This is a genomic window from Empedobacter falsenii (assembly GCF_013488205.1).
In the GTDB taxonomy this organism is placed as follows: Bacteria; Bacteroidota; Bacteroidia; order Flavobacteriales; family Weeksellaceae; genus Empedobacter; species Empedobacter falsenii_C.
In genome coordinates this window covers 2,420,001-2,441,957 of sequence record NZ_CP040908.1, presented here as the reverse complement: position 1 = coordinate 2,441,957, position 21,957 = coordinate 2,420,001, and the positions used below count along the sequence as shown (strand labels likewise).

Here is a 21,957-nt window from a genome sequence, read left to right as displayed (position 1 = left end):
CAAAATTACTCGCTTTTATTTTAAATGATACTCCTGAATAAAGTTTTTTAAGTTTTTCTTATCGGCAACAATTGTCAAATAATCGCCCAGTTCAATCGGTACATTTCGATCAGGATTATGAATCATTTTACCATCGCGCTCTATCGAAACCACAATTCCTTTCGCCGTATCTTTTACCCAACCAATCGATTTATGCTCCAAAACACAAAAATCATTCGGAATAACTACTTTATCCAACGTAAAATTATCTGTATTTTTAAGATCATTATTTTCTGGAGGAGTTTCACCAATAATTTGCAAATACTTCTCAAATCGTTGAATATGTTCATCCGTTCCAATAATTCCAATTTTATCGAAAGGATATAAAACTGATTCAGAATTTGGAGTCTGAATGATTCGGTCCCCACGTTTGATATAGGCAATATTGATCTGAAATTTTGTTCGCCAATCCAATTCACCCAAAGGAACACCAATAAAATTCGCATTTTGTGGAACAATCATATCCGAAATGTGTGTGTTATCCCAAGTATATTGAAATTTATCTTGTTTCTTTTTCTCTTCAATTTTTTTAGTCAAAATTTCACGTTCATTTAAGTTATAAATGAATTTTGTTTGAATATAATTGTAAAATTGATTGAAATATTTCGAAAGAAAATACATAGTAATCAATAATCCAATAACCAAAATAATTGAGGCAATTGTACTTGAGAAAAATTGATTATAAATAAAGATTACAGCAACTACAACTAAAGTTAAACGTATAGAAATAATTGCAATAATTGGTGCACGATTGTAATTAGATTCATCCCAAAACTCTCGGATAATTTCTCTTTTTGGACGATTTCCAATAATTGCCCAAATAAATGGAATACACAATACAAATGTCAATGTAAGGCTGACCAAACTTGCGCCAAAATAGGTAAACCAATCGGTTAATAAGAATAAAACGTAGCTTTTTATGATTAATGTGATTGCGATAATGATTATTCCATTGATGAAAATTGTTGAAACCGTTTGTTTGATGATTTTATTCCATTTATTTTCGTTTTGAATATGTTGTGTATCAGATGAATAATTTTCAACACCTTGAATGAATTTTTGCGGAAGAATTTTTTCCAATAAAGTATAAACTTTGTCAGATGATTTTATTAAATAAGGTGTTGTAAATGTTGTAATTGCCGAAACACCAACTGCAACAGGAAATAAGAAGTCGCTTGTTACACCAAGAGAAAGTCCTAAACCAGCAACGATGAAAGCAAATTCACCAATTTGTGCCATGCTCATTCCTACTTGTACAGATTGTTTTAGCGGTTGTCCTGAAATTATAGCACCTAAAGTGGTAAAAATTAACTTTCCGAAAATCGTCAACAAGGTCACAATCAAAATTGCCCATTTGTGTTCGTACATCGAAACGGGATCAATCATCATTCCAATAGAAATAAAGAAAATTGTTGCGAATAGATTTTTTACAGATTGAAAATTATGTTCGATTTTTTCTGCATAAACAGTTTCAGCGAGAATAGAACCCATTACAAATGCACCTAATTCTATTGAAAAACCTACGCTATCAGCAATGTAAACCATTCCAAGACATAACCCAATTGAGATAATTAGTAAAGTTTCATCATCTAAATAATTCTTAATTGAACGTAGAAAAGTTGGAATAATAAAGATTCCTCCAATAAACCAAACCGCTAAAAAGAAACCTAATTTAACGAAAGAATTAATCATTTCTGCTCCGTTAAAATGCTGGCTAACAGCCATTGTAGAAAGCATAACCATCAATAAAATGACCACAATATCTTCTACAATTAAAATTCCGAAAACGACATTCGCGAATTTTTTTCGTTTTAAACCTAATTCATCAAACGCCCTAATAATAATGGTTGTAGAAGAACTGGCTAATAAACCGCCGAGGAAAATACTGTCCATTGTAGACCAATTCATAAATCGACCAACAAAATAACCAACGGTTACGATGCAAATAATTTCAACAATTGCAGTGATGGAGGCAGAGCCACCAACATTGAGCAATTTTTTGAAACTAAATTCTAATCCAAGACTAAAAAGTAGAAATATAACACCAATTTTTGCCCAAATCTCCACATTATGTTCTTCTGCAACAGATGGAATATATTCGAAATGTGGTCCAACTAAAAAACCAGCAATAATATAACCTAAAACAAGAGGTTGGTTGATGCGTTTGAAAATAAGCGTCGTCACAGCGCCTACACATAGAATTAATCCAAGATCGGTAATGAGTTTTGGCAGGTGTTCTTCCATAAATTGCGTTTAATCTCCACTAATTTATGAATTTTTTAAAAGATAATTAATTGTTCAACTATTGATTAACTTTATATCATTATCAATTTTTTGTAAAAAGAAAAGCGAAGAGATAAAAACTCTTCGCTTTTTTTATTTAGTTTATTTCTCGTTTTATTTGACTTAAAATAGTTGGATCTTTTATTTCACTATCTTTTGCTAATAATAAAACTTTTGAGATGACTTCTGCAGATTTAGGATCATCATCAGCAAAAGGTAAAAATATTCGACCTCTATGTTGCGATTGTACAGGTAAAATAGATAAATACAAACCTGGTACTTGATGCACAACAGCGCTTCCTAAATGTACACTATATTCTGCCATTTCTCCTTTTATGTAAGCATGACTTCCTTTTGTTTCGACATTTTTCAGTTTGAATAATCGAGTCGTTTCATTTAATAAAACTGTTCGCATTTCAATTGTAGAATGACTTGCTTCAGGATCAACACCGCCAACATGAGCTACACTAACAACCAAATCAATATCACGCATTACTTCCGAGAAAATTCTAGGATTAATTTCTTCGAAAGGAATATTTTTATGTGTTTTTAATGAGTGAAATTCGATAGTTTCTAAAGTTGGACTTTCGACATCAGCAAGAGAAAACCAATCTGCCAAAGCATATAGCTTAACTTGATAACCTTCTTTGTGAAAAACCTTTTGCAAACCTTCTTCGTAATCAACTTTCCAATCACGTGTTTTCAATAAAGCCAATGTTTGTTTTGGTTGAACTTGATGTCCAGCATATCGACGAGAAATAGATTTTTCCTTTAGTTCATCTGCTGTAGGAATATATAATTCTCTAAAAATTTGTTTAAAAGGTTGCTTTAATTTTTGATCAAAACAATAATGTTGATAATCAATCCAAACAGAATTTTGATGTAAATCATAACAATGAGCAATTCTGAACATTTCTGTAGAATCAATAGATTGTAAATTCCCTTTTGCGTCCTTTAATTGTCCATTTACATAAAAACCAATTGTATTTTTGCTTGAAATAAAGACTAATTTCTCTAAATGTTTTGAAATGATTGGATGTGAAAAAAGATTTTCAATTTCTGAAAATAAAAAATCATCTCCACGAATCATCGCTTCTTCTAAACCTTTTCTCGAACGAGTAAATTGTTCTCGCAATGTTTTACGATAATTGGTAAGTTCTACAACTGCTTTGTCCTTCTTTAGTTTTGGTGGAATAGATTTTAATTGTTTATCTCCTTTAAAAGTTACCAAATCTGCTTTTCCGTCTTCATCAATAATCAAACCTATTGTTGTACCATCAATTTCGACTTGTGTATCTTTTGATAAAATTTGCTGAACCTGTTGAGATTCCATTGCCCAAGTTAAACGAATAGGATCTGGATAACCTGCATTTCTTGCCAAGTTTTCTAAAGCAACTCGCAAAGCTAAAGCTTCGCTTGTTTGTTTCATCGATCCGAACTCTCTACTTTCTTTTTTGAATTGTTGTAAATATTCATAGCGCGATAAAACATCTTTTTCTGCATTTGTTTTGCTCAATGGAACCAAACCGTAAACACGCAAATAATCTTGATCTCGTTTATCTTTTACTTTGGCTGTAACTTCTCTAATTTTTAAATCTCCTGTCAAAGTATCTGCATAAAGTCTTGCTCTACGATGTCCATTTCCGTCAGAAATATATTTCGCAGCTTCGTACAAAATTTCCCAACGCGATTTTCCTAATTCTTTATATGCTTTTGTAAACCAGTCTTTGTCAACCGCCCCATCTTTGAAATCTTGAATATCAATTGAGGAATATTTTGCAACTTCACTTTCTAATTCAGCATTTTCAGCTTGATAGCCAGATGTTTTTGTATGTGCATGCATCCACCAAATCGCGGCGTCTAAACCTTTCCAATCTAAATAATTACTAACTAATTTTTGCCATTGAGGTGCATAAACAGAAGCTTCTATTAAACGACTTTCTGAAATTTTAGCTTTCTTTACTAATTGATTGAATTCTTCTTGCGTATCAGTTTCTAGTGGTAAACATCGTTTAATTAAGAAACTAAATAACTTTTGTTTTGTAACATCCGTATAACGCCAAGAATAAATGTATCCTTTGAAAAGTTTAGCTTTTCCAAGTTTATCTAAAATTTCAACAAAACGATTTATTCCATAAATATGCTCAAAACTTTGAACAAATTGCGTGACATTTGTATTAGAATCTCCACGTTTTAATTCAACATCTAAAAATTTTTCTCGAATATTTTCAATCATTTCAGTTAAGAAAGGAAAATCTTCTTGCATGGTTTTACTTCCTTGGTAACGATAATTTTTTCGATCACTTGTGATTTCATTGATACAATCAGGATCTAGAATTCCTTCGTACATTTCATCTTTTGTGATGAATTTATTTTGATAAGCTAAACAATAAATATAAAGCGGTGGTTTATTAAATTTTATATTTTCTTCTAAACCATTGTATTGACGCCATCTGTAGATATTCCATACTTTTTGGACATCATCTTTTTCTAGATTGATAAGGTTTATTTTGTTCAGAAAAACATCAAAAAAGCGTTCGTTTTGCCAACCATTTCCAAATTCTTCGTTGTAATAATAATTGTTTTTATCTCTTTTACTTTGATAATTAATAACGTCTTTTGGTAAGGCAGAAAACAATTGAATTGTTGCATCAATAACGAAATTATTTGCATCTTCAAACGGGAATTTTTCTTGAAGAATAAACAAAATTGATTTTAAAGGATTGTTCCAATAATAATCAGTTTTTAAAGGATTTGGAATTTTTCCTTTGTTATAGAACACATAATTTTCTAAAATAGTTCGCCAAACTTTTCGATCACATTCTTCTTCCATCGTCAATAAATAAAGATCGATAGGTGTTAACTTGCTGTCTAAATACCATTTTTCCCACGTTTCATGTAACGGATAATTTGCAAATTTTTCGTCAGCAGTTAAGTTTTGAGTATTTCGTTTCAAAGGATTAAAACTATTTCCCAACAAATCTGTAATTACGCTATTGTTCCAATCTTCATACTCATATTCGTAATCTTTATTTTGAAGATAAAGATCTTTCAATTGTTCTAAATTCTTAACAATTTCGTTTTCAGACTTAGAAAAACCGTATTTATTCTTCTTTGTATATTTCAAATAAACCGAATCTTTATCCAATTTCGGTAATTCGAATGGCGTAATATTAGCTGGATTGTAAATTCCATAACCATTTTCTATAGATAAAATATCGTTAGAACTTTTTGGATCTAATTGTTTTAAAAGAATAGTTTCTTTTTCAGTGATTTTTTTGCGCTCGTTAAAAGAACTGACAGTTTGTTTTATAAAATCAGTAGCACGTTTCTCTTTGTTTAATTGTAATAAAATGTCTAATCCCGCCAAACGCTGTTCAGCATCACCTTTTTCAATTAAATTTTGCGTAAAAGTTGAAATGATTTCATCATTTTGAAGAAGAATTAATTGAATTAAATGTTTGCGAAGATTGGCACTTTTTCTTTTAAATAAATCTTGAATCGATTCAATTTCTTGTTGATTTAATTCTGAATGTTTTAATGTATTTAAAGCAGAAGCAACAATACTTTCGCCTCGATCTTTAATTACTTTTAATGCAAATTCTCGCTGAAAATCAGAAACTTTAGTTGTCGATTTTTTCTGATCCATATAATAATATGAATAACTGTAAAAATCTTTTAAAACCAAACGCGTTAAAGATTCGCGTAACGAAAGACTTAATTGATCAAATAGAGCTAGAATTCGTTCAAGTTTTGTTTGGTCTTCTCCAATTAAATTAATCGCAACTGAATATAAATCGTCTTTCGAGAATTTTGTATTTAACCAAGAAAATACTTTTCCTTCGAATGTTTTTTCCTTTTCTTGAATTGTTTCTGCAAGATGTAAAACTTTATCAAAAAGACCGATTAAAGTATCATCGTTAGGAAATTTGAATGATGAAGTTACAGAAATCATTCGTGGTAAAAAGAAAGAGAAAACTTGTAAATTAACTTCGTCTAAAGCTTTATTATAAAGCCTTATTTCTTTTTCGTAAATAGAAGTTTCGCTTGCAAATTTTAAAGCCAAACATTTTTTTTCTATTGTTCCTTTTTCAAGTAATTTATCTAGATAGTTTAATGAAATATCAATATCTGTTACACCTTGCGACCAAAGCGCCATATAAACTTCGTTGTTGTTTTTACTTTCTATTCCTTTTTCTATGGTTTCAGGATGAGTCAAAAATTGATCAGCAAAAGCTAAGATATTACGAATTGTTGTTTCTTTTTCAGCTTCCCAACCTAATCCTGTCCACGTATCTACAGCGCGAACAACAGAAGAAAAGCGAGCTAATTTTTCATTAATAATAACTTTTATCAACGATTGTAATGCGCCAACACTTGTTTCGTCTAAGGTTTCGAGAATTGTTTGTCGCAAACCTTCTTGTCGTTGTGCAGAAAGCAAAAGTTTTTCAACCAATTCCCAAGCTTCAGGTTTATGAGAATTTAATAAAGCTTTGATAATATTTCGTGAAACTTTTCCTGTAGGATCTTTTCCGTAAATAATATCTTCCATTAATTGATAAATCTGTTGATTTCCTTGGTCAATCATTTCAGACCAAATCAATGTGTAACTATCATTAATACCGATGTCAGAAGAATATCTAATTTGCTCAACAATTGGTAAATCATAGTATTTATAGCCTTCGGAAGTGTATTGAGAAGGTTTTGTCAATAAATTTCGTAGAAAATTGATCTGCTTGACAAGAATGTAATCTTTTTGATTAGGTGCTCGAAAAGATCGTCTGTAATATCCCGATTGGTAAATATGTTGAGACATTTTGTTCCAACTATTTTTTACATAAGGAGCCAATTCTTCACCATAAAAAAGTTCTAATAATTTATAGTATTTTTTATCTTCCCAGATATTGTCAGAAATTAATTCTTTTAATTTGAAAAATTGTTTGGTTCCGTAATCAATTTCTGAGTAATAATCCGTGTTACCTTTTAGAATTAATAATCCTAATTCGGCAACTTCTTTTTTGATAGATTTAGGTAAAAGAGAAAGTTCTGAGGATTTTTTTAATTTTTTTTCTAGCTCTTTCGTTTTGTTTTTTGTCTCAAATGGAGTCAAAATTTCAATAAGTGTAGGCATATGTTTTGAGTTTTGTTCGTTCTACCAGTAGCTTCCAGCAAGGAAAGTAAGTCGTATAAATGTAAAAGATTGATTAGTTGTTAATGAAACTTCTTCAGCTAAATCTTCTATTTGTTCTTCTCCTAAGAAAATCGCAAACATTCCGTCTTCAAAAGCTTGTTTTGCTGTTTCTTGTGCTTTGGATAAATCAGCTTTGTTTTCGTTATAAATACTAGAAAAACTTACTTTACCTGATTCAATTAGAAGTGGTAAATAGTTTTCTTTAGGAAGTTTTTCTGTATCAATATCTTCTTTTTCTATCGGTTTTTGATTGTATTCTTCAACTTGTTGTTGAACTATAAAATCAAGAAGCTCATGAACAGAAATTGTATCTTTTGTTGTATTAAGTTGTATAGGTAATTCGGCAAGAATTGGATGTTTTTTGCCCAATTGTTTCACATTGACGTGAATAGTTTTCATATAAGTTTGTGTTAGTATGAGTTTTCTAAAATTAATAAAAATAACCTTTTAGAAAGATTAAACTTTTGCTAAAATTAGTTAATGTTTAACACAAAAAAACTCACTAATTCTAATGAACTAATGAGTTTGTATTTTATTATCGAAACGATATTTTACAAAGTAATTTTTGCTAAATAAGAATCTCCTTCGGTTTTTATTTTTGTACATTTTAGTTGATGATATTCGCACGCATTTTTTAACGTGTCAAAATCCAAATACAACCATTGAATAGGTTCTTCTTGCTCGCCTTTATAATGAACCGTAAAATCTAATTCACCATAGTAATTTCCATTACTTGGAATCCATTTTCCACCATCTTCGTCTTCATCAAACATATAAATAATGTCGGTTCCATCAATCAAAACTTGACCATTTTCGGTTAATAAATTTTTGATTTTATCCAAGAAAACATTAATTAAAACTAAATTCTGAAAAATCCCAGTTCCGTTCATCAAAAATAGAATCGTATCAAATTTCTCAGCTTCATTGATTTCAAGGAAATTCTGAACTTTTGCATTGTTGATTCCTCTCAATAAACAAGCTTCAATCGCTTTCGGAGAAATATCAATTGCTAAAACATCCAACCCTTTTTCTTGCAAATAAAGTGAATGAGAACCCGCTCCACAACCAACATCTAAGATTTTTCCTTTTGATAAATCCAATGCTTTTTGCTCCAAAATTGGCATGTCATCATAATCTCTAAAAAGATAATCAATTGGCATCACATCTAATTCTGAAATTGATGTTTCGGTATAGAGATCTTCGGGCGAATGATTGGTTTGATAATCTAAAATTGCCTGTCCGAAAAGGTCTTTCATGTTATTTTTATTTTTATGTTCTGATTGATACAGAAACTTTTATTTATTATTTTTTGCTAAAATTGCCTCAACAATTTGCTGTGCATGTACGCGCGAATTTTCAATAAACCAAATATTTGTCAACATACCACCACAAACAACGCCTGCCAAATATAAACCATCCACATTTGTTTCCATTGTTTCGGGATTGTAAGTTGGTGTTTTCAATTCATCATCACTGAAAGTTATTCCACAGTTCTCCAAAAAATTGAAATTTGGATGATAACCAGTTAAAGCTAAAACGGTATCATTTTCAATTGAAATATCACCTTCTGGTGTTTTGATATGAACTTGATTTTCGTCAATAGAAGTAATATTCGAGTTGAAATAAGCTTTGATACTTCCTTCTGCAATTCGATTTTCGATATCTGGACGAACCCAATATTTTAGTCGATGCGTAAAACCTTCTCCGCGAATCACCATTGTTACATTTGCACCTTTTCGATAACATTCTAAAGCTGCATCAACAGAAGAATTATTCGCTCCAACAACCACTACGTTCTGAAAAGAATAAGGGTGAGCTTCCTTGTAATAATGATGAACTTTTGGCAAATTTTCACCTTCAATATTCATTAAGTTTGGAATGTCATAAAAACCAGTTGCAAGGACTATATTGTTAGTTGAATAGTTATTTTTTGATGTTTTAACTTCGAAATGATTTGTTTCAACTTTATTAATCGTTTCAACTTCTTCGTATAGATTTAGATTGAATTTGAAATATTTATGAATGTTTCGATAATATTCTAACGCCTCTTGTCGACCAGGTTTTGTCTCAATACAATTGAACGGAATTTCTCCAATTTCTAATCGTTCGGCAGTCGAAAAAAATGTCATATACAAAGGATAGTTGTACAAACTATTTGTTAAAGCACCTTTTTCAATAATTAAATAAGAAAGATTATTTCTTTTCGCTTCTATTGCACAAGCTAGCCCAATTGGTCCGGCGCCTACAATAATCAAATCATATTGTTCTTTCATCAAGCAAATTTAAGAAGAAAATTTTCAGAGGAAATTATATTTGACTTCAAATTTTGACAAAAAAGTTAAATAAGTATTTGTATTAACAAAAAATATTAATACTTTTGTTTAACAAATTTGTTAAATATAGAATTCGATACAAAAATGAAAGATCAAACAGAAGAATTAATCAAAGAAACAGCCAAAAAAATGTTTTTTACCGAAGGTAAATTTCACGCGACAACACAAGAAATTGCAGATGAAGCAAAGGTGAATAGAACTTTGATTAATTATTATTTTAGATCAAGAAATAACTTAATTAATATCATTTTTGATGAAGCAAAAATGGTTAGTCATGAAAAATCACGTGCAATTTTTGATCGTGATAAAGACATCAAAGATCTGATTGGCGAATTTATAGAGGATTCTATTGCAACATCAATCAAATATCCATATTTGGAAACCTACATCGTTACCGAAATGAATAAAAATAATACAATGTGTTCTAAGTTAATGAAAGATGATTTGGATGTCGTTGTAAATGTTTTTTACGAAAGATTAGAGGAAGAAATGGAAAAAGGAACGATAAAAAAGATGGAACCACTTCAGTTTTTGTTAAACATGATTTCGTTGGTCAATTATCCGTTTACAATTCGTCCACTTCTTCAATTGGATTTGAAATTGAGCGACGAAGATTTCAAACGTATTCTTTCTGATCGAAAAGAAATTATTCTCAATACACTTTTTAATAATTAATATATCAATGAAAAGGTTAAAACAATTACTTTCTATAGCGATTGTAGCGTTGATGAGTTCTGCAAATGCGCAAGAAATTATAGCACTTAAAGATGCAGTAAATTTTGCGTTAGAAAACAAAGCAGATGCAAAACGTGCAGATTTGGCAATCAAAAAAGCCGAATACAAAATTGATGAAGCCAGAGCAGGAGCTTTGCCGCAAGTGAATGCGAATGCAGGTTTGCAGTATAACCCAATTGTACAAGAAATGGCGTTGACAATGGGAGGACAAACAACTGTGATTAAAATGGGACAACCATGGAATTCGAGTTTAGGTGTTACGGTAAATCAAACATTGTTCGATCAACGTGTTTTTACAGGTTTGAAAGCGGCGAAAACAACACGCGAATTCTATCAGGTGAATGCAGATTTAACAGACGAACAAATTATTGAGCGTGTAGCAAATGCGTATTATCAAGTTTTTATTCAAGAAGAAAAATTAAAAACGATTGAAAAAAGTTACGAAAACACAAATAAAGTTCGAAATGTAATCAAAAGTTTAGTGGATAATGGTTTGGCAAAACCAATTGATTTAGACCGAATTGTTGTGCAATTAAATAATATTTCTTCTTCGCGTCAACAGTTGGTAAATGCAGTTGAAATCAACAAAAATGCGTTGAAATTCTATATGGGTTATCCAATTGAGCAACCAATTAGCTTAACAGAAGAAACAATTACGCCAAATTTAGTTTTGTTGGAAGATCAAATAGATGTTGAAAATAGAACCGAATTTAAAGTTTTATCGAAACAAAAAGAATTGTTAGGTTTTGCGAAAGAAGCGGAGCGAGCAAATTTATATCCAACTGTTGGTTTAGCTGGAAATTATGGATTGCAAGGTTTTGGTGAAAAATTTATTACTTCGAAAAGTTACATCTGGTCAGATTTGGCTTCGATTGGTTTGAGTGTTAAAGTTCCGATTTTTTCTGGTGGAGCTACAAAAGCAAAAATTAATCAAGCAGAAATTGATTTGTTGGATATCGAAGAACAAATGAATGACACAAAACTTGGTTTGAGTTTAGAATATCAAAATGCAAAAGCGCAAATTGAAAATGCGTTAAAAAGTGTCGATATTCAAGAAGAAAATGTATCGTTGGCAGAAAAAGTACTTGCAAATACACAAAATAATTACCAACAAGGTTTAGCTAATTTGACAGAAATTTTAGACGCTGAAAATGCGTTGACAGATGCTAGAAATAATTACTCAAATGCTTTGTTAGAATATAAAATTGCCGAAATCGCATTAATCAAAGCAAAAGGAGATTTAAAAATATTAATTCAATAATAGAACCGATTTATGAAATCAGTAAAAACTTTACTTTATATATTAATTGCTGCTGGCTTGATTGGTGGAGCAGTTTACATCATCAAAAATAACAAAGCGAAGCAAGAAGAGGAAGTTGCGATTGTAAATGCTAGTAACGATGAGGTTGTGGTAAATACAATTAAAGCAAAATACGAAAGCTTAAATACAGATTATACGTCAAACGGAACGTTTGCGCCATTTCAGGAAATGAGTTTTCCTTCAGAAATTTCAGGAAGAATTGTTCGTGTATTGGTAGATGAAGGGAGTTATGTTTCTGTTGGTCAAACATTGGCAACAATCAAAAAAGATGCAATTGAAGTTGATGTTACGCAAGCGCAAAATAATCTTCAAAATGCAATTATTGACAATCAACGTTACGAAAATGCTTATAAAACGGGAGGTGTAACAAAGCAACAATTAGATAATTCGCGTTTGCAATTAAAAAATGCAAGAGCAGCGGTTTCTGCGCAAAATTTGCGTGTGCGTGATACGAATGTAAAAGCAACTATTTCTGGTGTGATTAACAAGCGTTACATAGAGCCAGGATCTGTAGTAGCGCCAGGTTCTCAAATGTTTGATATTGTAAATGTATCAAAACTAAAATTACAAGTTACAGTAACAGAAGCTGAAGTTGTGAATTTGAAAGTAGGACAAACAATCAAAGTATTGGCTAGTGTTTTTCCAGATCAAGAATTTGCAGGGAGAATTTCTTTTATTGCGCCTAAAGCAGATGCTTCATTAAACTTTCCAGTAGAAATTCAAGTTTCGAATAATTCTGGTTTAAAAGCTGGTATGTACGGAACGGCAGTATTCTCGACAAAAGATGATGTAAATGCAGGTAAAAATGTATTGGTTGTTCCAGCAAATGCTTTCGTAAATGGAATTAGTTCTGGACAAGTTTTCGTGGTTGAAAATAATACAGCAAAATTAACGAAAGTTGTGATTGGAAAAACAGTTGGAACTGAAGTTGAAATTATTAGTGGAATTAAAGATGGAGCTGAAATCGTGACAAGTGGTCAGATTAATCTGAAAGATGGAACGAAAGTAAAAGTTGTAAAGTAAGATAGATTTCCATGAAAATAGCAGAAATATCAATTAAACGTCCCACAATGATTATCGTGTTATTCACGATTTTGACTTTGGGAGGATTGTTTAGTTATACGCAAATGGGATACGAATTAATCCCAAAATTTGAAACGAATGTTGTTACGATTTCAACGGTTTATCCTGGAGCTTCTCCAAACGAAGTTGAAAATTCTGTAACCAAAAAGATAGAGGATGCGGTTGCAGCCTTAGAAAATGTAAAGAAAGTAGAATCGAAATCTTACGAAAGTTTATCAGTTGTAATGGTTACGTTGAATTCTGATGCAAATGCAGATTTAGCGTTGAATGATGCGCAACGTAAGATTAATGCCATTGAGAAAGATTTACCTGATGATGTAGATCCGCCTTCTTTGACGAAATTCTCGTTAAGTGATTTACCAATTATTACAGCTGGTGTAACGTCTGATAAGTTGACAGAAAAAGATTTGTATGATTTGTTAGATAAAAAAATAGAACCAGTTTTATCACGTGTGACAGGTGTTGCGCAAGTAAATTTGATTGGAGGACAAGAACGTGAAATTCAAGTAAGTTTAGATCCTGTGAAATTGAAAGGTTATGGATTATCTGTGCCTCAAGTTCAGCAAGCAATCTTAACTTCGAATTTAGATTTCCCAACAGGAAGTGTAAAAACACGTGAAAACTCTACAATTATTCGTCTTTCTGGAAAATATAAATCAGTTGATGAATTAAATAATTTGGTAATTTCTTCGAATAATGGAATTCAAGTTCGTTTATCGGAAGTTGCTTTTGTGCAAGATTCTCAGAAAGAAGTAGAAAAAATTGCACGTGTTAATCAGAGTTCTGCGATTATTGTTCAGGTTGTAAAACAATCAGATGCAAATGCGGTGGCTGTTTCTGAATTGATGAAAGAAACCATCAAAAAAGTTGAAACAGATTATAAGAAAGAAGGACTTAAAATTCAGATTGTAAATGATACGTCTGATTTTACATTGGCTGCGGCAGATCACGTTATTTTCGATTTAGTTTTAGCAGTTGTTTTAGTTGCAATTGTAATGCTTTTGTTTTTACATAGTATTCGTAATGCTTTTATTGTAATGGTTTCTATTCCAGCATCGTTAATTGCGACTTTTATCGGAATGTACTTAATGGGGTATACCTTAAACTTGATGTCGTTACTTGGTTTATCACTTGTAGTGGGAATTTTGGTGGATGATGCCATCGTTGTTTTAGAGAATATTTACCGTCACATGGAAATGGGAAAATCGAAAATTAGAGCTTCATACGATGGGGCAAAAGAAATTGGATTTACCGTAACTGCTATTACATTGGTAATTGTCGTGGTATTCTTACCAATTGCAATGAGTACAGGTTTGGTGGCGAATATTATTGCACAGTTTTGTGTGACAGTCGTTATCGCAACCTTACTATCCTTATTGTCGTCATTTACAATTGTTCCTTGGTTGTCTTCTCGTTTCGGGAAATTAGAACATATCACAGGGAAAAATATTTTTGAGAAATTTATTCTTTGGTTCGAAAAACAATTAATGAAATTTACCCACTTCATTTCTGATATGTTAGAATGGTGTTTAAAATCTACCGTTCGTAGAATTGGAGTTTTTATTGGGGTATTTATCGTTTTATTTGCAGTTATTGGAGTTTTAATGGGAGGAAAATATATCGGTGGTGAATTCTTCCCTAAAACAGATAAAGGTGAATTCCTAGTTCAAATAGAGTTACCAAAAGATGCAACAATAGAGGAATCAAATTTTATGACGCAAAAAGCAGAAAAGTTTTTACGTGATAAAAAAGAAGTTGTTGATATGATTACAACTGTTGGTCAAAGTTCCGAAGGATTTGGAGCAGCACAAGCAACAGCTTATAAAGCAGAAATAGACGTTATTTTAAATGATAAATCAGAGCGTGAAGACAATTCATTTATTTATGCGGCAAAAGTAAAACGCGAATTAGAAAAAGAATTAGTTGGTGCTAAGGTTAAAACTGTTCCAGTTGGTTTGATTGGAGCGGAACAAGCGCCAATAGCGTTGGTTGTGACAGGTCCAAATTTAGAAAGCGCCATGAAATTTGCTGAATTAGCAAAACACGAATTAGAACAAATTAAGGGTTCTTCGGAAGTGAAATTAACGACAGAAGCCGGAAATCCTGAAATTAATGTGCAAGTTGACCGTGATAAAATGTCTGCTTTAGGATTGAATTTACAAACAGTTGGTTTAACCATGCAAACTGCTTTCTCTGGAAATACAGATGGTAAATTTAGAGCGGGTGAATACGAATATGATATTAATATTCAGTACAATGATTTTAATCGTTCGAATATCGATGACGTTCGTAGTTTGATATTTGTGAATGATAAAGGACAACAAATTCGTTTGGATCAATTTGCAACGGTTACACAAAGTTCTGGACCAAGTTTCTTAGAGCGTCGTGATAAAACACCTTCTGTAACTGTGCAAGCGCAATCTGTTGGTCGTACAACGGGTGATATTGTTACTGATTTCAAAAATAGTTTACAAAAAATTGATAGTAAAAAACCAACCGGTGTATCGTATGTTTGGGGTGGAGATGAAGAAAATCAATCCGAAGGTTTTGGTACATTAGGTTACGCATTATTAGCAGCAATTATTTTAGTTTATTTGGTGATGGTTGCTTTGTATGATTCGTTTATTTATCCTTTCGTGGTTTTGTTTTCGATTCCATTATCATTAATTGGTGTCTTTGTGGTTTTAGCTTTAACTAATAATTCGTTGAATATCTTCACGATTCTCGGAATGATTATGTTAATTGGTTTGGTGTGTAAAAATGCGATTTTATTGGTCGATTTTACAAATCATAGAAAAGAAGCTGGCGAAACAACGCACAATGCTTTGGTACAAGCCAATCATGCACGTCTTCGTCCAATTTTAATGACAACTATCGCCATGGTTTTTGGTATGATTCCAATTGCATTAGCAGAAGGAGCAGGAGCAGAGATGAACAACGGTTTGGCATGGGTAATTATCGGTGGATTAGTTTCCTCATTATTCCTAACCTTAATTATTGTTCCTGTGGTTTATTCATTATTCGATAGTGCAATTCGTCGATTCTCAAAAGGAGAAAAAGTAGATTATGAAGCAGAAATGGTTGCAGATTATGAAGCGCGACAAATAAAAGAAGAATGGGAAGAGTAATCTTTCGTTTTAGATATTTAATACTTGAAGTCGCTCTATATTTGGAGCGACTTTTTTAATTTTTAACTATAATTAGTGAGTTTTAGACGAATTAAAACGTTTATTTTTGGCGTAATATTAATTGAGACTTTCTAAAAAATGAAAAAACTATTTTTATTGACAACATTCTTTATGGTGTCAGCACTTTTTGCTCAACAAGCGACTAATACGTTAGAAGGCGTTTTTACAACAAAAGCAAAAGATGAATTATATAATCCATTGAAATTTGATGGAAAAGGAAGAGTAACAATCGGTGAATTTGATGAGGTTGGTTACGAATTTACAGAACGCAATGATTCGGTTATAATATTTGTCGAAAAAACGGTTTTTATCTTCAAAAAAGAGAAAAATCAATTAAAAGGAATTTCAGATTGGGTGGATAAAAAAGTGTATAAATCAAATTTGAAATCTTTCGAAAATAAACCTCAATCAGATTCTAAATTAGCACAACGTGCAAATTGGATGGCTCAGAATTATGATATCAATTTTAAAAATAATGCAAGCTATTTATTTGATTTTGATGAAGAAAGTTTAATTAAAAAATTAAAAGAAAATGAAGCTGCAAATGCAAAATTGTGTAAAGAAGGTTTTGATGAAAGTTGTAAAGTAGTTTTTGCCTATAAATTTGCTGAACAATCTGGTGGTGTTTTCGAGACATTAAGTGCAACAGAAGAGTTGAAATTAAAACCTAATAAAGAGTTACAGCAATTGGCCCAACGTGTATTAGATTTAGGAAATCCAGATGGATACGGATTATTTTATACGTATTACTATTTTACAGGAGAAAAGGAAAAAGCGGAAGAGTTTTTACAAAAAGGATTAGATTTAGGATCTAAGTATTGTACAGAGATTTCATTAAATTCAGCTTTAAGTGAATTTGGAGAAGGCTTACAATCGGAAGTAGAAGAATCAGAAGATTAATTCGAACAAATTATCATATAAAATAAAAGCTCAACATTAGTTGAGCTTTTTGTTATTTAGTCAATAAATATTTTGCAACAGCATGATAAGCTGGTAACGAATACGGGTCGTTCGCACTATTCGATGCAACCGGATTGGAAGCAAATCGCACAATAACCATTTCCGCTTTTGGATCAACATAAATCGCTTGACCATGAACGCCACGCGCCATAAATGCTTGATGCTCATTATTCGTTACCCACCACATATCTTTGTAGCTCCAGCCTTTTAGAAGTTTATAATTTGCCTTTTCAAAAGCTTTTTGATTTCCTCCTTTTTTGATTTCCTCAACCAATTTTTTAGGCAAAATTTGATGATTATTAAAGTAACCATTGTTTCTTATCATTTCTCCAAACATCGCTAAATCTCGAAGGTTTGCATTAAAACCACCTCCTGCAAAAGCAATTCCAGCACCATCAATCTGGTAATATCCATCAAAGTTTGTTCCCAATGGTTCCCAAAATTTTTCAGATAGAATTTGAGCCAAAGGTTTATTCAATACTTTTGTAATAATCCAACCCATCACATCAGTATTCACCGTTTTATAACCAAAAGCTTCACCATGTTTACCATTTTTCTTGACTGTTTTCAAATAATCATAATAATTTGTAGGTCCATTATAATTAGCAGGTTTAGGAAAAGGATTTCCAGCAGCCGAAAAAGCCCACACTTCAGCATTCGGATCGCTGTAATCTTCACTATATTGCAAAGCAGTTGTCATATCCAAAACTTGACGAATCGTAGCATCACCAAAAGCTGAGGTTTTCAATTCAGGAATATAATCACTACATTTTTTATTCTCATCTAGAATACCTTCGGCAACTAACATTCCGCCTAAAGTTCCTGTCAAGGTTTTACTCACAGACATCAAGGCATGAGTTCCATTTTTGTTTAGTTCTCCAAAGTAATTCTCATAAACAATAGCACCTTTGTGTAAAACAATAATTCCATCGGTATAATTTTTTTGCAAAGATTCTTTCCATGTCATAGTTTTTTTACTTTCTAAAGGAGTGAAAGTCACATTATCAATGGATTGATCCAATTTAGTTTTCCAAGTATATCTGTTTTCTTGTGCCGAAGCGACATTTACAGTTGGGAAAAATTCGCGCATATGACAAACGCTATATCGTAAAGCTGGAAAGTTAAAAAAGCTACCATCTATAGCGGACAAAATATCTTCTTTTGCAGGTGGAAACCCTTTTATCCAATTAAAATTCTTTGGATCCGATTGTTCTGCAGTCAAAAATTGTTGTCCATAACTCATTTGCGTCATCACTAAAATTAAACAAACTAATATTTTTTTCATAGTTGTACTATCTATTTGGTTGATAAATGAAGTAGAGGAGAAGCTTGCTTCTCAAATTTACGAAAACCATTTTAAACTTTTTTATTTTAACGTATACTAATAATTCCGCTTTCGCGAAATTCCTCCCGAGTCGTTAACCACAAAGTACCTGCTGTTGCTTTGTTTTAATCAGCAAATCATCATCGTCTAATCATTCACTTGTAGTAAAAACTAACAAAAAGAATATCCCCTTGAGGGGATTATAGGGGTGTTTTCGAGTTGTGAATAATAAGTTCTAAGTTTTAATTTTTGAAAATTAAAAAGTATACTATATATGATATAAACTATCATAAAACTTCTTTATAAAACTATCTCTATTCAGTCCTGCTGAACTCGTTTCGGCATCATATCCAAATAATCAAAAATAAATTTTCTTATTTTTGACTAAATCGAAAAAATGACCATTCAATAAAAAGGCGTTCATAAATGAAGAAATTCGCAGCGAATAAAAAGATTTAGCCGATAGGTTTTTAAATCTTTTCGCGCAGAATGAATCATTTTAGGTTTTTTGTTGAGGTCTTGATTTTAATACCCAAAATCATCTCATGATTTTTCCTCTTAATCTCAAATGTTTTGTATCAAGACAAAATGAATGTATATATAAAGATGTTGTTATTCCGAGTTTATAGATAAATTCCCACAATTTTCCATTTTTAACTCTTCGTTTTTCTCTATTTCGTCTGCCGTTTAGCGTAAACCGTCAAACATTTCAAAAAATATTTCCCATCATACCAATAACTTAAGAGAAGAATGTAAAATAAATGTAAAGATGGTTTGGAAAAACGGAAAAATGGTGCGTATATTTGCAACCGCAATACGAAAGACGAGTAGTGTTGAAATTGACATAGGGACTTATATAGCGACAAAATTTATTTAAAAATAAATTTGCGAGTTTAGAAATAAGTATTACCTTTGCGAACCGATTCCGAGAGGGGTTTGAGAGCGAAAGTAAAATTGACTTATTAAAATAAAAACTTTAAAAATTTTCGAAATAAAATTTGTTAGTTAAAAAATAAGTATTACCTTTGCAATCGCAAATACCGAGAGGGTTTGCTAAATGAGAAGTTCATTTGAAATTATAAAATATACAGAAGAAAAAATAGCCGAATAAAACGAAGTCAATCCTTGAATAATGGAGCTATAGGAAATTCGAAGTTGTAAAAACATAGGTAGCAATACCAAAAGAAAAATTACAATGGAGAGTTTGATCCTGGCTCAGGATGAACGCTAGCGGGAGGCTTAACACATGCAAGCCGAGGGGTATAGTTAGCTTGCTAACTAGAGACCGGCGCACGGGTGCGTAACGCGTATGCAACTTGCCCTACTGAAAAGGATAGCCCTTCGAAAGGAGGATTAATACTTTATAATAGAAATCATGGCATCATGAATTTTTGAAAGATTTATCGCAGTAGGATAGGCATGCGTAAGATTAGTTAGTTGGTGAGGTAACGGCTCACCAAGACGATGATCTTTAGGGGGCCTGAGAGGGTGAACCCCCACACTGGTACTGAGACACGGACCAGACTCCTACGGGAGGCAGCAGTGAGGAATATTGGACAATGGGTGGAAGCCTGATCCAGCCATCCCGCGTGTAGGATGACGGCCTTATGGGTTGTAAACTACTTTTATCTGGGGATAAACCTACTTACGTGTAAGTAGCTGAAGGTACCAGAAGAATAAGCACCGGCTAACTCCGTGCCAGCAGCCGCGGTAATACGGAGGGTGCAAGCGTTATCCGGATTTATTGGGTTTAAAGGGTCCGTAGGCGGATTAATCAGTCAGTGGTGAAATCTCATAGCTTAACTATGAAACTGCCATTGATACTGTTAGTCTTGAGTGATGTTGAAGTTGCTGGAATGTGTAGTGTAGCGGTGAAATGCTTAGATATTACGCAGAACACCAATTGCGAAGGCAGGTGACTAAACATAAACTGACGCTGATGGACGAAAGCGTGGGGAGCGAACAGGATTAGATACCCTGGTAGTCCACGCCGTAAACGATGGATACTTGCTGTTGGATTTTCGGATTCAGTGGCTAAGCGAAAGTTATAAGTATCCCACCTGGGGAGTACGTTCGCAAGAATGAAACTCAAAGGAATTGACGGGGGCCCGCACAAGCGGTGGAGCATGTGGTTTAATTCGATGATACGCGAGGAACCTTACCAAGGCTTAAATGCAATTTGACAGATCTAGAAATAGATTTTTCTTCGGACAGAATGCAAGGTGCTGCATGGCTGTCGTCAGCTCGTGCCGTGAGGTGTTAGGTTAAGTCCTGCAACGAGCGCAACCCCTATCATTAGTTGCCAGCGTTTAAAGACGGGGACTCTAATGAGACTGCCGGTGCAAACCGCGAGGAAGGTGGGGACGACGTCAAGTCATCACGGCCCTTACGTCTTGGGCTACACACGTGCTACAATGGTAAGTACAGAGGGCAGCTACTTGGCAACAAGATGCGAATCTCAAAAACTTATCTCAGTTCGGATTGGAGTCTGCAACTCGACTCTATGAAGCTGGAATCGCTAGTAATCGCATATCAGCCATGATGCGGTGAATACGTTCCCGGGCCTTGTACACACCGCCCGTCAAGCCATGGAAGCTGGGGGTACCTGAAGTCGGTGACCGTAAAAGGAGCTGCCTAGGGTAAAACTGGTAACTAGGGCTAAGTCGTAACAAGGTAGCCGTACCGGAAGGTGCGGCTGGAACATCTCATATTTAGAGAACGACGAATTTTCTTCTATTAGTAGAAGATTGATTTTGATTCGGCTTTTTATTCTGTAGTATTATATAAATATATTAGAAGTTAGATATTAGAATTGAGAACTTAGATAAATCTAAATACTTATCTCTCAATACTAAAATCTTACAACTAAAAAGACCACTCTTTAAGAGTATTAAAGAGTCTCATAGCTCAGCTGGTTAGAGCGCTACACTGATAATGTAGAGGTCGGCAGTTCGAGTCTGCCTGAGACTACAAACGTACAACGTTAAACGTTCTACGTAATACGTAAAAAGAGGGGGATTAGCTCAGCTGGCTAGAGCGCTTGCCTTGCACGCAAGAGGTCATCGGTTCGACTCCGATATTCTCCACAAAATTAGTTTTTATGACTAATAGAAGAGTTCATTGACATTATTGAAAAAAAACATACAATCAAAACAGATTTAGAGATAAATCAAAGTTTATATAAGGTATACAATTAATCAAGAAAACGAGTAAGATTAACATAACCGCTCAATAATATGACGGTTAAATCGAGAAAAAAGTTACAAAGGGCGTACGGCGGATGCCTAGGCTTTGAGAGGCGATGAAGGACGTGATAAGCTGCGATAAGCTACGGGGAGCGGCACATACGCATTAATCCGTAGATTTCCGAATGGGACAACCCGGCATGTTGAAGACATGTCACTCACGTAAGTGAGAGCGAACGTTGGGAACTGAAACATCTAAGTACCAATAGGAAAAGAAATCAATTGAGATTCCGTAAGTAGTGGCGAGCGAACGCG

Annotated in this window: 11 protein-coding genes, 2 tRNA genes and 2 rRNA genes (1 of these 15 cut by a window edge); 9 read left to right on the top strand and 6 right to left on the bottom strand. The window is 33.0% G+C overall.

What is annotated here, in order from left to right; translation table 11 throughout:
- Positions 1-15: 15 nt before the first annotated feature.
- The 5 genes from FH779_RS11290 to FH779_RS11270 form a co-directional block, all read right to left on the bottom strand.
- Entirely contained in the window at positions 16-2,283 is a 2,268-nt protein-coding gene (locus FH779_RS11290) for a cation:proton antiporter domain-containing protein (RefSeq protein WP_180904760.1), read from the bottom strand.
- Positions 2,284-2,419: 136 nt separating this feature from the next.
- Entirely contained in the window at positions 2,420-7,453 is a 5,034-nt protein-coding gene (locus tag FH779_RS11285) for a DUF4132 domain-containing protein (RefSeq protein ID WP_180904759.1), read from the bottom strand.
- A 21-nt stretch (positions 7,454-7,474) separates the two neighbouring features.
- Complete coding sequence (locus FH779_RS11280) at positions 7,475-7,912, bottom strand: hypothetical protein (RefSeq protein WP_180904758.1); 438 nt, start codon at positions 7,910-7,912, stop codon at positions 7,475-7,477.
- A gap of 152 nt (positions 7,913-8,064) precedes the next feature.
- A complete protein-coding gene (locus tag FH779_RS11275; RefSeq protein ID WP_125350536.1) occupies positions 8,065-8,769 on the bottom strand; it encodes a class I SAM-dependent methyltransferase in 705 nt (234 codons plus the stop codon).
- 39 nt (positions 8,770-8,808) lie between these two features.
- A complete protein-coding gene (locus FH779_RS11270; RefSeq protein WP_180904757.1) occupies positions 8,809-9,786 on the bottom strand; it encodes a YpdA family putative bacillithiol disulfide reductase in 978 nt (325 codons plus the stop codon).
- Positions 9,787-9,930: 144 nt separating this feature from the next.
- Between FH779_RS11270 and FH779_RS11265 the strand changes: the two genes are divergently transcribed.
- The 5 genes from FH779_RS11265 to FH779_RS11245 all read left to right on the top strand — a co-directional run bounded on the left by FH779_RS11265 (position 9,931) and on the right by FH779_RS11245 (position 17,073).
- A complete protein-coding gene (locus FH779_RS11265) occupies positions 9,931-10,521 on the top strand; it encodes a TetR/AcrR family transcriptional regulator (RefSeq protein WP_180904756.1) in 591 nt (196 codons plus the stop codon).
- A 7-nt stretch (positions 10,522-10,528) separates the two neighbouring features.
- Complete coding sequence (locus tag FH779_RS11260; protein ID WP_180904755.1) at positions 10,529-11,842, top strand: TolC family protein; 1,314 nt, start codon at positions 10,529-10,531, stop codon at positions 11,840-11,842.
- Positions 11,843-11,854: 12 nt separating this feature from the next.
- A complete protein-coding gene (locus FH779_RS11255; protein ID WP_180904754.1) occupies positions 11,855-12,925 on the top strand; it encodes an efflux RND transporter periplasmic adaptor subunit in 1,071 nt (356 codons plus the stop codon).
- An 11-nt stretch (positions 12,926-12,936) separates the two neighbouring features.
- Entirely contained in the window at positions 12,937-16,113 is a 3,177-nt protein-coding gene (locus tag FH779_RS11250) for an efflux RND transporter permease subunit (protein WP_180904753.1), read from the top strand.
- 138 nt (positions 16,114-16,251) lie between these two features.
- The gene (locus FH779_RS11245; RefSeq protein ID WP_125350542.1) at positions 16,252-17,073 is read left to right on the top strand and encodes a hypothetical protein; all 822 of its coding nucleotides are present in this window, start codon (positions 16,252-16,254) and stop codon (positions 17,071-17,073) included.
- 52 nt (positions 17,074-17,125) lie between these two features.
- Here the strand turns inward: FH779_RS11245 and FH779_RS11240 are convergent, their stop codons facing one another.
- Positions 17,126-18,418, bottom strand: coding sequence for a serine hydrolase domain-containing protein (locus tag FH779_RS11240; RefSeq protein WP_114999787.1), 1,293 nt, complete (start codon positions 18,416-18,418; stop codon positions 17,126-17,128).
- 1,231 nt (positions 18,419-19,649) lie between these two features.
- Here FH779_RS11240 and FH779_RS11235 point away from each other — a divergent pair.
- The 4 genes from FH779_RS11235 to FH779_RS11220 all read left to right on the top strand — a co-directional run.
- A 16S ribosomal RNA gene (locus tag FH779_RS11235) occupies positions 19,650-21,168 on the top strand.
- Between the two features lie 185 nt (positions 21,169-21,353).
- Positions 21,354-21,427 (top strand) — tRNA-Ile (locus tag FH779_RS11230).
- A 42-nt stretch (positions 21,428-21,469) separates the two neighbouring features.
- Positions 21,470-21,543: transfer RNA gene (locus FH779_RS11225), tRNA-Ala, on the top strand.
- Between the two features lie 167 nt (positions 21,544-21,710).
- Positions 21,711-21,957: ribosomal RNA gene (locus FH779_RS11220) — 23S ribosomal RNA — on the top strand; it runs 2,537 nt beyond the window's last position.
- Together the 16S and 23S rRNA genes with 2 tRNA genes alongside form the textbook arrangement of a ribosomal RNA operon.